The organism is Leisingera sp. ANG-M7, from assembly GCF_000813965.1.
Classification (GTDB): domain Bacteria; phylum Pseudomonadota; class Alphaproteobacteria; order Rhodobacterales; family Rhodobacteraceae; genus Leisingera.
Genome location: NZ_JWLI01000002.1, coordinates 1 through 12,527 on the forward strand (window position 1 = coordinate 1; position 12,527 = coordinate 12,527).

12 protein-coding genes are annotated in these 12,527 nt (G+C 62.2%); 8 read left to right on the forward strand and 4 right to left on the reverse strand.

Features of this window, described 5'->3' with window-relative positions; genetic code table 11:
* From RA26_RS03635 to RA26_RS03645, 3 genes are all read right to left on the reverse strand, one after another.
* The coding region (locus RA26_RS03635) for a Na/Pi symporter (RefSeq protein WP_039180099.1) at window positions 1-366 on the reverse strand (366 nt) is incomplete at its 3' end.
* 4 nt (window positions 367-370) lie between these two features.
* Window positions 371-1,144 carry an inositol monophosphatase family protein gene (locus tag RA26_RS03640; protein WP_039180102.1) on the reverse strand — a complete coding sequence of 258 codons (774 nt, stop codon included), beginning with the start codon at window positions 1,142-1,144 and terminating at the stop codon, window positions 371-373.
* Window positions 1,145-1,333: 189 nt separating this feature from the next.
* Window positions 1,334-2,131, reverse strand: coding sequence for a helix-turn-helix transcriptional regulator (locus RA26_RS03645; protein ID WP_039180106.1), 798 nt, complete (start codon window positions 2,129-2,131; stop codon window positions 1,334-1,336).
* A gap of 98 nt (window positions 2,132-2,229) precedes the next feature.
* Here RA26_RS03645 and speB point away from each other — a divergent pair, with 98 nt between their 5' ends.
* Both speB and RA26_RS03655 read left to right on the forward strand, forming a co-directional pair.
* Entirely contained in the window at window positions 2,230-3,201 is a 972-nt protein-coding gene (gene speB / locus RA26_RS03650; protein WP_039180107.1) for an agmatinase, read from the forward strand.
* Window positions 3,202-3,226: 25 nt separating this feature from the next.
* Window positions 3,227-4,312 (forward strand): extracellular solute-binding protein, encoded by a 1,086-nt coding sequence (locus tag RA26_RS03655; RefSeq protein WP_039180109.1) that lies wholly within the window; start codon window positions 3,227-3,229, stop codon window positions 4,310-4,312.
* Here RA26_RS03655 and RA26_RS03660 read toward each other — a convergent pair.
* On the reverse strand, window positions 4,301-4,987 hold the full coding sequence (locus tag RA26_RS03660; RefSeq protein WP_039180112.1) for a TetR family transcriptional regulator C-terminal domain-containing protein: 687 nt from the start codon (window positions 4,985-4,987) through the stop codon (window positions 4,301-4,303). The genes RA26_RS03655 and RA26_RS03660 overlap by 12 nt on opposite strands.
* Before the next feature lie 240 nt (window positions 4,988-5,227).
* Here RA26_RS03660 and RA26_RS03665 point away from each other — a divergent pair, with 240 nt between their 5' ends.
* The 6 genes from RA26_RS03665 to RA26_RS03690 all read left to right on the forward strand — a co-directional run bounded on the left by RA26_RS03665 (window position 5,228) and on the right by RA26_RS03690 (window position 12,482).
* The gene (locus RA26_RS03665) at window positions 5,228-6,091 is read left to right on the forward strand and encodes an ABC transporter permease (RefSeq protein WP_039180115.1); all 864 of its coding nucleotides are present in this window, start codon (window positions 5,228-5,230) and stop codon (window positions 6,089-6,091) included.
* Window positions 6,092-6,123: 32 nt separating this feature from the next.
* Window positions 6,124-6,939, forward strand: a complete 816-nt coding sequence (locus tag RA26_RS03670; protein ID WP_082015753.1) for an ABC transporter permease — start codon at window positions 6,124-6,126, stop codon at window positions 6,937-6,939.
* Window positions 6,940-6,953: 14 nt separating this feature from the next.
* Complete coding sequence (locus RA26_RS03675) at window positions 6,954-8,054, forward strand: ABC transporter ATP-binding protein (protein ID WP_082015754.1); 1,101 nt, start codon at window positions 6,954-6,956, stop codon at window positions 8,052-8,054.
* 19 nt (window positions 8,055-8,073) lie between these two features.
* Complete coding sequence (locus RA26_RS03680) at window positions 8,074-9,132, forward strand: ABC transporter substrate-binding protein (protein ID WP_039180117.1); 1,059 nt, start codon at window positions 8,074-8,076, stop codon at window positions 9,130-9,132.
* A 75-nt stretch (window positions 9,133-9,207) separates the two neighbouring features.
* Window positions 9,208-11,283 carry an oxidoreductase gene (locus RA26_RS03685; protein ID WP_082015750.1) on the forward strand — a complete coding sequence of 692 codons (2,076 nt, stop codon included), beginning with the start codon at window positions 9,208-9,210 and terminating at the stop codon, window positions 11,281-11,283.
* Window positions 11,283-12,482: an aromatic ring-hydroxylating oxygenase subunit alpha gene (locus RA26_RS03690; RefSeq protein ID WP_039180121.1), complete on the forward strand. Its 1,200-nt coding sequence runs from the start codon at window positions 11,283-11,285 to the stop codon at window positions 12,480-12,482. The genes RA26_RS03685 and RA26_RS03690 overlap by 1 nt, the downstream gene beginning before the upstream one ends.
* The last annotated feature ends 45 nt before the right edge of the window (window positions 12,483-12,527 follow it).

A 12,527-nucleotide genomic window follows, 5' to 3' on the forward strand; every position in this document is an offset into this window, starting at 1 on the left:
GACGAACAGGTAGCCGCCCGCCGCCAGGAGCACCGGCACCAGCCAGTCGAGCTTGAACGACAGGATCTGGATGATCAGCGCCGAGCCGAGATCGCCGCCCAGCACGATCGCCAGCCCGGTGGGAAAGGCCAGATAACCGCTGGCGGCAAAGCCCGATGTGAGCAGCGCCACCGCCGCCGAGCTTTGCAGCACGATCGCCAGGACCAGCCCCATCAGCCCCGCCTGCAAGTGGCTTTGGCGTGCGGTCAGCAGCCGCTGGAACGAGGCCCCGTAACTGCGCTCAATCCCGGTCCGCACCATCCGAACCGCATACAAAAGCAGCATCGTGGCTCCCGCAAGGCTGATCAGAAAGGTTAAAATGGCCATAGGTTTATCCTTCGATCAGCGCTAGCATTTCCGCGTGCAGCTGCGGTGTTGAAGCGGCAATTACCCGGCCATCCGAGCCCAGCCCCAGCGGGTTGCCCTGCCAATCGGTGATCACCCCTCCCGCGGCCTCGATCACTGCAGAAACCGGCAGGTAGTCATAAGGCTGCAGGTCATAGTCGATCACCGCATCGACGTGGCCCGCCGCCAGCAGCGCATGGGGGTAGCAATCATAAGCGAAGCGGCGGGTCTGGCCTGCCTGCATCAGCCGGGCGAACAGCTCCGGATAGTCCCGGTGGATCTTGTCGCCCTCATTCACATAGAGAACCGCCTGATCCAGCCGGGTCCGGTCCGAAACTTGGATGCGTTGCCCGTTCAATGTGGCCCCCTGTCCGCGCACCCCGAGAAAGGTCTCGTCCAGCGCGGGCATTCCGATTACACCCAGTTGCGGGATACCATCGCGCAGGTACCCCAGCAGGAAGCCGAAGAGCGGGTGCCCGGACAGGAAGGAGCGGGTTCCGTCAATCGGATCGATTATCCAGACCTCTGCACGGTCTGCCCCGGCAAAACCATGTTCCTCGCCAAAGATGCCGTGGTCCGGGAAGTGCTGCTCCAGATAGGCGCGCACCTCGCTCTCGACCGCTTTGTCGGCTTGGGTGACAGGACTTTCGTCTGCCTTGAACTCGATCCCCAGGCGGCCGCGGAAGTAGCCGCGCGCGGCCTTTGCGGCGATCCCGGCGATCTGCATGGCGTGGTCGGCTTGGGTTTTTGTTGTGGGCATCGTTGTGGCCTTCATTCCAGAGGTCGGAGAGGGTGTCATCCGACCGGATTGGCTGGTAGAATTTGTAAAAATGTGGATTTCGTCAACAAAAAAGCCCGTCAAATGACCGGAAAACCAAAATTCCGCCCGAATAATTGCGTTTATGGCGCAAATTTCGGGAATTTGCGCCTTTGATGGGCCTGGGCCAGGCTATCCAGCGCCCGCCAGGTACCGGGTGGCCATTGAAAACAATTCCGCCTGCGAAGCGATGCCCAGCTTGGAATAGGCGTGGTGGCGATGGACCTTCACGGTGCCTTCGGCAATGCCGAGATAGGCGGCAGCGGAGGGGGTGGAATGGCCTTGCAGGATCAGCTGCACCACCTCCCGTTCCCTCGGGCTGAGGACACCAGTGCCGAAGGTCTGCATGCGGTCCTCCCAGTCCGCAGGCTGGTGGGCCGCCGCGCTGTCTTCCGTCTGTCCCCATTGGCGCCGGACGGCTGCATCAATCAGTGTGAATACGGCATTCAGCCGTTCCGTGTCGGCCGCTTCAAACCGCTGCTGGCGGGCAAACCGGGCCAGCGACACGATAAACCAGCGTTCTGCCCCGTCCTGCACCAGGATGCCGATCTCGTCGCTGATGCTGATTTTGCGGTAAAAGGCGCGGTAGTATTCCGAGCGGTAGAATGCCTCCGGTGCTAGATCCATCAGCCGGTAGGCGCCGGGAGCGCAGCCGTTGCGGCAGGCCTGATACAGCGGGTCCAGAAGGTAGGGGCCGCTGGCGTAGAACTCCACTGTGATCGCCGCCTGCAGCTCATCCAGATCCTGATACAGCGGCACCGGCGGCTGCGCGCCCGCATAGTGCGAGACGACCATCGAATCAAAGCTGCAGCATTGCGACAGGATCTGCCGCAGCGCGCCGGGAAAGCGCTCCGTTGCGATGAATCCCGCCATCGCCGTCATCGCCTTGGCCCAGCCATCGGGCAGCAGCGGGAAGATTGGATCGTCCATCACTATACCTAAAGATATATGCCTTTGGCCAAGTTTGCCGGCATAAGCGCAAAAGTCAAACTGGGTCCAAGCGAATTTTCAACATGACGGAGACCCAAATGACTGATTCCTCCAGCGTGAACCCCGTGCAGGGCGACTTGGCCTTTACCCGCGAAAGCGACCGCGGCGTGGTGGCGGAGGCCAGCTATGCCGGCGCGCTCAGCTTCATGCGGCGGCGTTACTCCCGCGATCTCAGCTGTGCGGATGTGGCAGTGATGGGGGTGCCGTTCGACCTGTCTGTGTCCAGCCGTTCCGGCACCCGGCTGGGGCCGCGGGCTGTGCGCTCAGGCTCCAGTCATATCGCCTGGTCGGCGCCCTGGCCGTGGAAGGTTGATCCCTACGAAGTGCTGCGGGTGGTCGACTTCGGCGATTGCGAGTTCGACTATGGCTATCCGCACAAGGTGCCGGGCGAAATCGCCCAGGCGGCGCGGGATATTCTGGCCTCAGACACGGCGCTGCTGTCGATCGGCGGTGACCATTTCATCACCTATCCGCTGCTGCACGCGCATGTGGAGAAACACGGGCCGCTGAGCCTGATCCAATTCGATGCCCATTCCGACACCTGGGCAGATGAGGAAGGCCGCATCGACCACGGGACTATGCTGTGGCACGCGATCCGCGAAGGGCTGGTGGACCCGGCCCGGTCAGTTCAGGTCGGCATCCGCACCCACAACCCCGACCCGCTGGGTATGAATATCATCGACGCCATCGAGGTGCAGAAGACCGGGCCCGAAGCGGTTGCGGAAAAGATCCGCGGCATCGTAGGCGATCATAAGACCTATGTGACTTTCGACATCGACGCGCTGGAACCAGCCTCTGCCCCCGGCACAGGCACGCCTGTGATTGGCGGCCTTTCGCCCTACCAGGCGCAGGAGATCATCCGCGGGCTGGCGGGCACCGATGTGGTGGGCATGGACGTGGTCGAGGTCGCCCCGGCCTATGACATCTCCGAAATCACTGCCATCGCGGCGGCCACCATCGCTAACGATCTGCTCTGCCTCTACGCTGCCGGACCTTCCGGTCAGCGCTGAGGCGGCGCAAAACAGGGAGGAAACAATGATCAAAAACAATATCATGACTGCAATCTTGCTGGCCGCCGCCCTGGCGGCGCCAGCCTCTGCCGGTGATCTGGCGATCTACAACTGGGCGGACTATTTCGGCGAAACAACCATTTCCGGTTACGAGGAGGCAACCGGCACCAGGGTCACGCTGGATTACTTCGACAGCAACGAGGTGCTGGAAACCAAGATGCTGGCGGGCGGCTCCGGCTATGACGTGGTGTTTCCCGCTGCCTCCAACGCCGAACGGCAACTGCAGGCGGGCGCGCTGCATCCGGTCGATACCGCGCGGCTGAAAAACTACGGCAACCTGCGCCCTGAAATCCTGGCTTCGCTCGACCAAGTGCCGGGCGGGCGGCAGCTGGGCGTGCCCTATACCTGGGGCACCATTGGCATTGCCTACAACCCGGCACTGGTGGCTGAGCGGCTGGGGGACATCCCCGTTGACAGCTGGGACCTGCTGTTCGACCCGGCCAAAGCCGCCAAATTGAAGGACTGCGGCATCGGGGTGCTGGATTCGCCGGTGGAATTGCTGTCGGTGGCCCTGAATTACCTGGGCGCCGATCCCTATTCCGAAGACAAGGCGGAAGTCGCCAAGGCGCAGGATCTGCTGGCCGCGGCAGCGGAGAATGTCAGCTATTTCAACAATCAAAAATCTTCGACCGACCTGCCCGCGGGCAATGTCTGCCTGGCGGTGATGTATTCCGGTGATGCAGGCATCGCCCAGGCCCGGGCCATGGATGCGGATAACGGCGTCGAAATCCTCTATTCCATTCCCAAGGAAGGCACCCTGATGTGGATCGACCTGATGGCGATCCCGGAAGACGCGCCCAATGTGGATGCGGCTTATGCCTTTATCGACTACATGCTGCGGCCGGAGGTGATTGCCGGGGTCTCCAATGCCGTGTTCTTTGCCAATGCAAATGCGGCGGCGGATGCCCATGTGCTGCCGGAGGTGCTGTCTGATCCGGGGATCTATCCGGATGCGGCCACCCTTGCGCGCCTGTTCCCGGACAAGAGCCTGGGCGCCAAAGCGCTGCGCCAGCGCACCCGGGCCTGGACCAAGGTGAAGTCAGGAATCTGACGCCTCGGGGGCTGCGGGTGCGGCCCCCTTCTCCTGCTGGGGCCGGATCGCTCCCGAGAGCGCGAAATGCGCCGGGAACATTGCCGCAAGGAAGCGGAAGATGATCCGCGCCGCCTCCTCCCGGTCGAACCGGTCAGGGTGCAGCAGGAAGTCGGTCCACATGCCCTCAAGCAGCGCCAGGGTGCCATGGGTGGCGTCGCGCGCCGCGCCGGAGGCATCCGGGGTTTCTGCCTCGCGCACGATCCGGGAAAAGGCATTGTGGATCATGCCGCGCAGGCGTCCGTCGCGGGTGTCTGAATGCTCGGCAATGGCGGTGCGGTTGCGGGACTCGCCGCGGAACGCGTACCAGATGTTGACATTGCGCCGGTTCAGCACCCGCTCACTGAGGTCGCCGCGCACGATCATCTCGATCCGCTCCTGCGGGCTGTCGCCAGCGGTCTGCAAAAGCGCTTCCAGCCCGTCGTAATACTCTTCCGAGGAATGGTGCGCCGCTGCCTGAACCAGGTTTTCCTTGCCGCCGAAATGCAGGTGGATCATGCCGCGTGACAGCCCTGCGCGCTGGATGATCTCGCTGACGGAGGTTTCGGAGATCCCCTTCTCTGCTACCGAATCCAGAACCGCTCCGATCAGGGCGAGGCGGTTCTGCTCGCGATTCTGTTCCCGTTTTCCGGCCATCTTTTCCTTGGGTCCTGGTCGTTTCCACTGCTGTTACGCGGATCAATCCTGTGCGGCAAGCAGTACCGCCTGTCCAGTTTAGACACAGGCCAAACGGTTTCTCCAGTAAAAATGGACGTTTGTACATTTTTTACAGAATCCTGTTGACAGAACCCCCTGCCAGCCGTCAGGTTTTGATGGACGATTGTCCATTTTTAATGGCAGCGCTCTGCCCGCACACCTTGCAAGCTACGGAGACACATGGCCGGATTTCTCAGAACCGAGGCTGGAAAAGGCCTGGCGCTTAGCGCTCCCGCCTCGCTTTATGTGGGGCTTCTGGTGGCCGCACCGCTGGGTATTCTGGTCGCCTACAGCTTCTGGACCCAGACCTATGTCGAGATCGACAAAACGCTGACCTGGGCCAATTACTTGGAAGCCGCCACCGATCCGCTGGTGCGGCATCTGTTGCTGCGTTCGATCCTGATTGCCGGGGCGGTGACCGCGGCAACCGTGGCGCTGGCCTATCCGATCGCCTATTTCATTGCTTTCCGCACACATAAGAAAACCCTGTGGCTGCTGCTGATCACCATCCCGTTCTGGTCCAGCTACCTGCTGCGGGTGTTCAGCTGGAAACTGATCCTGGGCTTCAACGGGGTGATGAACTCGGCGCTGATCTCCTTGGGGATCATCACCGAGCCGTTGACCTTCCTGCTATATAACGAATTCGCCGTGGTGCTGACCTTGGCGCACGCCTGGGCGCCCTTTGCGATCCTGCCGATCTATGTATCGCTGCAGAAGATCGACCGCTCGCTGCTGGAGGCGGCCACCGACCTGGGCCTCACCAAGCTGGAACGCTTCATCCGCGTTACCCTGCCCCTGACTGTGCCCGGCATCATCGCCGCCAGCCTGATCATCTTCATCCCTACCGTCGGCGATTATGTGACTCCGTCGCTGGTCGGCGGCTCGCAGGGCAAGATGGTGGCGAACCTCATTCAAGTGCAGTTCGGCCCGGCAAACAACTGGCCGCTGGGCGCAACTTTGTCGCTGGTGGCGATGGCCTCGGTCGGCTTTGTCGCCATCCTGTTCGTCATCCTGGCCACCGCTTTGGGGAGGAGGATCCGTTGAGCACTCCGGTTAGCGAACCCCTGAACAAGCAGCTGAGCGCTGCTGTCAGCAAGCCGCGGCGCAGACCCATCCGTTTCCCCTGGCTGCTGGTTTATGCTATCGGATACCTGATCTTCCTGTATCTGCCGGTGCTGCTGCTGCCGCTGTTCTCCTTCAATGACGGCACCATCGTCGCCTTTCCGATGAAGGGGTTCACGCTGAAATGGTACGCCCAGCTGGGCGAGCAGGACACACTCTTGCAGGCCATGGTGAACTCGCTGATCGTCGGCGCGGTCACTGCGCTAGTGGCCACCTCGCTGGGACTGTTCGCGGCCCGCGCCTATGTCCGCTACCGCTTCAAAGGGCGCGAACTGTCGGAGGGGCTGGTGATGCTGCCGCTGGTCATTCCGGGTATCATCGTGGCCTCCTCCATGCTGGTGCTGTTCATCTCGCTGGGGCTGAAGCCGTCGCTGACGACGGTGATCCTGGGCCATGTATTTGTAGCCCTGCCCTTTGCGGTCTCGATCATGAAATCCGCCTTTGACGACTTCGACCAGTCGCTGGAGGAAGCAGCCTTCGACCTGGGCGAAAGTGTCATCGGCACCTTCCGCCGGGTGACTCTGCCGATTGTGGCGCCGGGGATTGTTGCCAGCCTGCTGGTCACCTTCACCGTCTCGTTCGACGAATTCGTGCTGGCCTTCTTCCTGTCCGGCAACCAGCCCACCTTGCCGGTCTATATCTGGAGCCAGATTCGCTTCCCGGCCAAGCTGCCGAACACGCTCGCGCTTGGCTCGCTCCTGTTGCTCGCCTCGGTGCTGCTGTTGCTGACCGCCGAATACTTCCGCCGCCGCTCCGCCAAGTCCGCCTGATGAAGGATAGCCAGATGACCACTCAGAACATCATCGAAATCTCCGGGGTTGAGAAACGGTTCGGCACCTTCACCGCGGTGCGCGACCTGAACCTGACGCTGAAGGAGGGCGAGTTCTTTTCCCTGCTCGGACCCTCCGGCTGCGGCAAGACCACCGCGCTCAGAATGATCGCGGGCTTCCAGGACCACGACGCCGGCAGCATCCGCATCGGCGGCCAGGACATGGAGCATATCCCCGCCAACAAGCGGCCGACCAATATGGTGTTCCAGTCCTATGCGATCTTCCCGCATCTGAACGTTGGCGACAATGTTGCTTTTGGCCTGCGTAAGCTGAAGCTGGGCAAGGCCGAGACCGAAGAGCGCGTCGCCGAGGCGCTGGAGATGGTGGAGCTGGGCGGGTTGCAGTCGCGCAAGGCAACAGAGCTGTCCGGCGGCCAGCGCCAGCGGGTGGCGCTGGCCCGGGCGCTGGTGATGCGCCCCAAGGTGCTGTTGCTGGATGAGCCGCTATCAGCGCTCGACAAGAACCTGCGCGAGGCGATGCAGTTCGAAATGCGCCGCCTGCAGCAGAAGCTGGGGATCACCTTTGTCATGGTCACCCACGACCAGTACGAGGCAATGACCATGTCCGACCGCATCGGCGTGATGTTCAAAGGCCAGCTCAAGCAGGTCGACAAGCCCGAAGTGCTCTATGCCCGCCCTTGCAGCCAGGAAGTCGCGGCCTTCATCGGCGGCATGAACTTCCTGGATGCGGCTGTCACCGGAGAAGTAAACGGCAAACTGCACGCTGACTTGCAGGGCTTCGGGCCGCTGTCCATCGACGTGAACCCGAATGTGGCGCGGCGCGGGCCGCAGCTGCTGGCAGGCATCCGTCCAGAACAGCTGGAAATATCGGCGCAGAAGCCCGACGGCTACGACGGCTATCTGCAGGGCACTGTCACCAATGCCGCCTTTTACGGCGAGAACGTGCATTACCACGTTACCACCGACGGCCTGTCGCAGCCCATCGCGGTATCGGTGCCGAACTACTTCCACACGGTTGATCACAAGCAGGGCGATCCGGTCTGGCTGGGCGTGCAGAACGCCTCTGTAATCGACCTCGGCGCCCGCGAGGCATGAGAATAAAGGGAGGAAGACAATGAAACACTTCACAACGGTACTGGCCGCGGCTACGGCCTTAACCGCCTCGGCAGGCATCGCATCCGCCGACGCCGCCAGTCTGTCGGTCTTTGACTGGTCCGGCTACGAGGATCAGGGGTTCTACGGCGATTACGTTGCCAAATACGGCGGCGCGCCCAGCTACACCTATTTCGGCAGTGTCGAGGAGGCTTTCACCAAGCTGCAATCGGGTTTTGCCGCCGACCTCGCCCACCCCTGCACCGACGGCCTGCGCAAATGGGTGGCGGCGGGGCTCTTGAAGCCGATCGACACCTCGAAAATCAGCAACTGGGACAGCCTTCTGCCGCAGATCAAGGATGTGGACGGCGTCACCATTGACGGCCAGACCTATATGGTGCCGTTTGAGTGGGGCAACACCGGGCTGATCTATCGCACCGACCAGATTGATGAGAGTGCTGTCTCTCTGCAGCTGATGGCCGACCCCGCCTATCAGGGCAAGATCGCCATTCCTGATGCAGCCTCCTCGGCCTATGCAATGGCGGCGCTGGCGACCGGCGCCTCCAGCTATACCGACATGTCGGACGAGGAATTCCAGAAAGCGTCTGATTTTCTGCGCCAGATCCACCCGAATGTGCGGTTCTACTGGTCCGATGCGGGCCAGCTGGATCAGGCCATCGCCAGCGGAGAGGTGCTGATGGGCTGGGGCTGGAACCAGTCGGAGCTGAACCTGATCTGGAACGAAACACCGGCCAAGATGATGCGCGACGTAGACAAAGGTATTGCGACCTGGGTCTGCGGCTATGTGCATCTGAACTCCTCGACCCAGAGCGACGAGCAAGTTTATGACATGCTGAATGCGCTGAGTTCTGAGCCCAGCGGCAAGTACATCATCGAAAACTGGGGCTATGCCCATGCCAATGCCGATGCCTTCAAATCCGCCGATCAGAGCCTGATCGAGACCTACGGTTTTGCCGATGTCGACAAGTTCTTCGAGGGCAGCCTGTTTTTCGATGCGGTCAACCCTGAGCTGGAGGGCCGGATGCTGAAGGAGTTCGAGCGCATCAAGGCCGGCTTCTGATCCCCGCAAGCGGCGGGCCCTGACGCCCGCCGTCCCGCCCAGACCAAAAACCAAAACGTAAAAGGATGTGCCAGCATGCCAGGCGCAAATGGGTATTCCATTCTGTTCGAGCCGGTGAAGATCGGTCCCGTCACCACCCGCAACCGCTTTTTCCAGGTGCCGCATTGCACCGGTCTGGGCCACGTCCGCCCGCAGGCCGAGGCCGCGGTGCGCGCGATGAAGGCGGAGGGTGGCTGGTCCGTGGTCTCAACCCAGGAGACGGAGATCCATCCGACCTCTGATCTTGGCCCCTACGCCGAGCATCGGCTGTGGGACAAGCACGACATCCCGGCGCTGCGGCTGATGACGGACCAGGTCCACGCCAAGGGGTCGCTGGCGGCGATCCAGCTGGCCCATAACGGTCACCACGCCACCAACCACCTGACCCGCGCTCCGGCGCTGGGGGTCAGCGACCGCCCGATTGATGCGGTCTACCCGAAACAGGCCCGCGCCATGGACAAGCAGGACATCCGCGACCTGCGCCGCTGGCACCGCGACGCGGCACTGCGGGCAAAGGAGGCAGGCTTTGACATCGTCTATGTCTACGCAGGCCACCAGATGACACTGCCGCATCATTTCCTGCTGCCGCAGTACAATACCCGCAGTGATGAATACGGCGGCTCGCTGGAAAACCGCGTCCGGCTGACCCGTGAACTGCTTGAAGACACCCGCGAGGTGCTGGACGGCCACTGCGCTGTCGCCTTCCGCTTTGCCGTTGACCAGATGATGGGCGCAGACGGAATGCAAGCCAGCGAAGAGGGCCGTGCGGTAGTCGAGATGCTGGCGGATCTGCCCGATCTCTGGGATGTGAATGTCGCCGACTGGAGCAACGATAGCCAGACCACCCGGTTTCAGCCTGAAGATGGCTATCAGATCCCCTACACCGATTTCGTGAAGCAGGTGACGAACAAGCCGGTGGTAGGCGTCGGCCGTTTCACCTCGCCTGACCTGATGGCCTCGCTGGTCTCCAAGGGCGTGCTGGACCTCATTGGCGCCGCCCGCCCCTCTATCGCTGATCCGTTCCTTCCGAATAAGATTGAGGAAAGCCGGATCGAGGAAATCCGCGAATGCATCGGCTGCAACATCTGTGTTTCTGCCGACAATCTCGGCGTCCCGATCCGCTGCACCCAGAACCCCACGATGGGCGAGGAATGGCGGCGCAAGTGGCATCCTGAGCAGGTCGCTCCGAAACAGCAGGAAGAGGCCGCGCTGGTGGTCGGCTCAGGCCCTGCCGGTCTGGAATGCGCGATGCAACTGGCCAAGCGCGGCTATCAGGTGACGCTGGCCGAAGCGGCAGAGGAATTCGGCGGCCGGGTGCTGAAGGAAAGCAGGCTGAAGGGCCTGTCCGCCTGGAAACGGGTCGCCGACAACCGCCTGTGGGACCTGCAGCAGCGCGGAAATGTTCAGATGTTCACCGGCAGCAAACTTGGCGCCGCTGAGGTTGCAGAACTCGGCATCCCCAATGTCTTTCTGGCCACCGGCAGCACCTGGCACCGCGACGGGCGCGGCCGCACCTCTCCGCTGCCGTTGGAGATCAAGGACATACCCGTCTTCACTCCCGACGACGTGATGGAAGGCACCCTGCCGCCGGACAATGGTCCTGTGCTGCTTTATGACGACGATCAGGGCTACATCGGCGGCGTGCTGGCCAGCCATCTGGCCGCCGCAGGCCGCAAGGTGGTGCTGGTGACGCCGGGTGCCATTGCCTCGGCCTTCACGGATCTGACGCTTGAACAGCACCGGGTGCAGGCGGAACTGCTGGAGGCAGGTGTGGAAATCATCCCGCTGCATTCCCTCCAATCCGCGGATGGCGACGGCGCGGAACTGGCCTGCATATATACCAGCCGCACCCGCCGTGTGGACTGTGCGAGCCTGCTGCTGGTCACCTCCCGCCAGCGCGACACCGCGCTTTATGATGAGCTGAAAGCAGATCACGCGGACAGTTTCACCACGCTGGAGCTGATCGGCGACGCGGCCTCCCCCGGCCTGATTGCCGATGCGGTCTTTGCCGGCCATCTGGCGGCCCGCAATTTCGAACGCGACCCGGCGGCGGCAGATGCCGATTGGTTCCGCCGCGAACTGATTTCCCTCGAAGACATGGGAGGCGCATGATGCCCAAAGACGACTTGCAAGTGATGCGTGAGCTGATGGAGAGCCACCGCGAGGGATTTGCGCTGGAACGGCATTTCTACACCTCGGAAGCGGTCTATGACCACGACATCAAGATGTTTTGGAACCGCAACTGGATCTGGGTGGGCCACGTCAGCCAGATTGCGGAACCCGGCGACTATTTCCTGTTTGACTACGGCCCGGAGTCGGTGATCGTCGTGCGCGACCGCGAAGGCGAAGTGCGCGCCCATCTGAATGTCTGCCGCCACCGCGGCTCCCGCGTGTGTTTGGAAAAACAGGGCACGGCGCGGGTGTTCTCCTGCCCCTATCACGCCTGGACCTTCGGGCTGGATGGGAAACTGCGCGGCGGCCGCGCCATGGGGCCGGATTTCGACCCGTCCGACTACGGGCTTTTCCCGGTACAGGTGCAGATTTTCCAGGGGCTCATCTTCATCTGCGCCGATGAAAACCCGCCGCCGCTGGCGAAAAGCCTGGACCGCCTGGCACCGCTGTCAGCTCCGATGGAGCTGGAGAACCTGAAACTGGCGCATGAGGCCTCCTATCCGGTGCCTGCCAACTGGAAGCTGGCGCTGGAAAACTACCTGGAATGCTACCACTGCGCCCCATCGCATCAGGAGTATTCCCGCAGCCACTCGCTCAAGGATCCGGCGGATGTGGCGAAATACGGCGCGGACTTGCGCGAACGCTCCGCTTCCATCGGCCTGCCGGTAGAAGAGCTGGACCTGACCGGTCCCAACGCACAGGCGCCGGGCTCGGACGTCTACTGGCGCCGTTACCCTCTTTTCCCCGGCTACCAGACCGGCAGCAGGGACGGCGAGCCGTTGGCGCCCCCGCTGGGCAGCCTCAGCGGCCACGACGGCGGGGCCACCGATCTGGCCATTGGCACGCTGAACTACTTCCTGATCTATGCCGACCATCTGGTGGGTTACCGGTTTGTGCCTCGCGGCCTGCAGGAAACCGACATCCAGATCGCTTGGTACGTACGCGGCGATGCCGAAGAGGGACGCGATTATACCAAGGAAGCCCTGACTTGGTTGTGGCATGTCACCTCACTCGATGATGAGCGCATCATCCGCCACAATCAGGAGGGCGTGAACTCGTACCGTTTTGCGCCCGGTCCGCTGTCAGAGATGGAATGGAGCCTGCCCGGCTTCTACCGCAGCTATTTCAGCATGATCTGAACAGCCATAGCCCTAAACTCTACCGCAGGCCGCCCGCACGGCCTG

Bases quoted from the DNA above. Each gene is read 5' to 3' on its own strand.
- RA26_RS03690 (WP_039180121.1), top strand. From the start codon at position 11,283: ATGCCCAAAGACGACTTGCAAGTGATGCGTGAGCTGATGGAGAGCCAC.
- speB (WP_039180107.1), top strand. From the start codon at position 2,230: ATGACTGATTCCTCCAGCGTGAACCCCGTGCAGGGCGACTTGGCCTTT.
- RA26_RS03645 (WP_039180106.1), bottom strand. From the start codon at position 2,131: ATGGACGATCCAATCTTCCCGCTGCTGCCCGATGGCTGGGCCAAGGCG.
- RA26_RS03640 (WP_039180102.1), bottom strand. From the start codon at position 1,144: ATGCCCACAACAAAAACCCAAGCCGACCACGCCATGCAGATCGCCGGG.
- RA26_RS03660 (WP_039180112.1), bottom strand. From the start codon at position 4,987: ATGGCCGGAAAACGGGAACAGAATCGCGAGCAGAACCGCCTCGCCCTG.
- RA26_RS03680 (WP_039180117.1), top strand. From the start codon at position 8,074: ATGAAACACTTCACAACGGTACTGGCCGCGGCTACGGCCTTAACCGCC.
- RA26_RS03685 (WP_082015750.1), top strand. From the start codon at position 9,208: ATGCCAGGCGCAAATGGGTATTCCATTCTGTTCGAGCCGGTGAAGATC.
- RA26_RS03655 (WP_039180109.1), top strand. From the start codon at position 3,227: ATGATCAAAAACAATATCATGACTGCAATCTTGCTGGCCGCCGCCCTG.
- RA26_RS03675 (WP_082015754.1), top strand. From the start codon at position 6,954: ATGACCACTCAGAACATCATCGAAATCTCCGGGGTTGAGAAACGGTTC.
- RA26_RS03665 (WP_039180115.1), top strand. From the start codon at position 5,228: ATGGCCGGATTTCTCAGAACCGAGGCTGGAAAAGGCCTGGCGCTTAGC.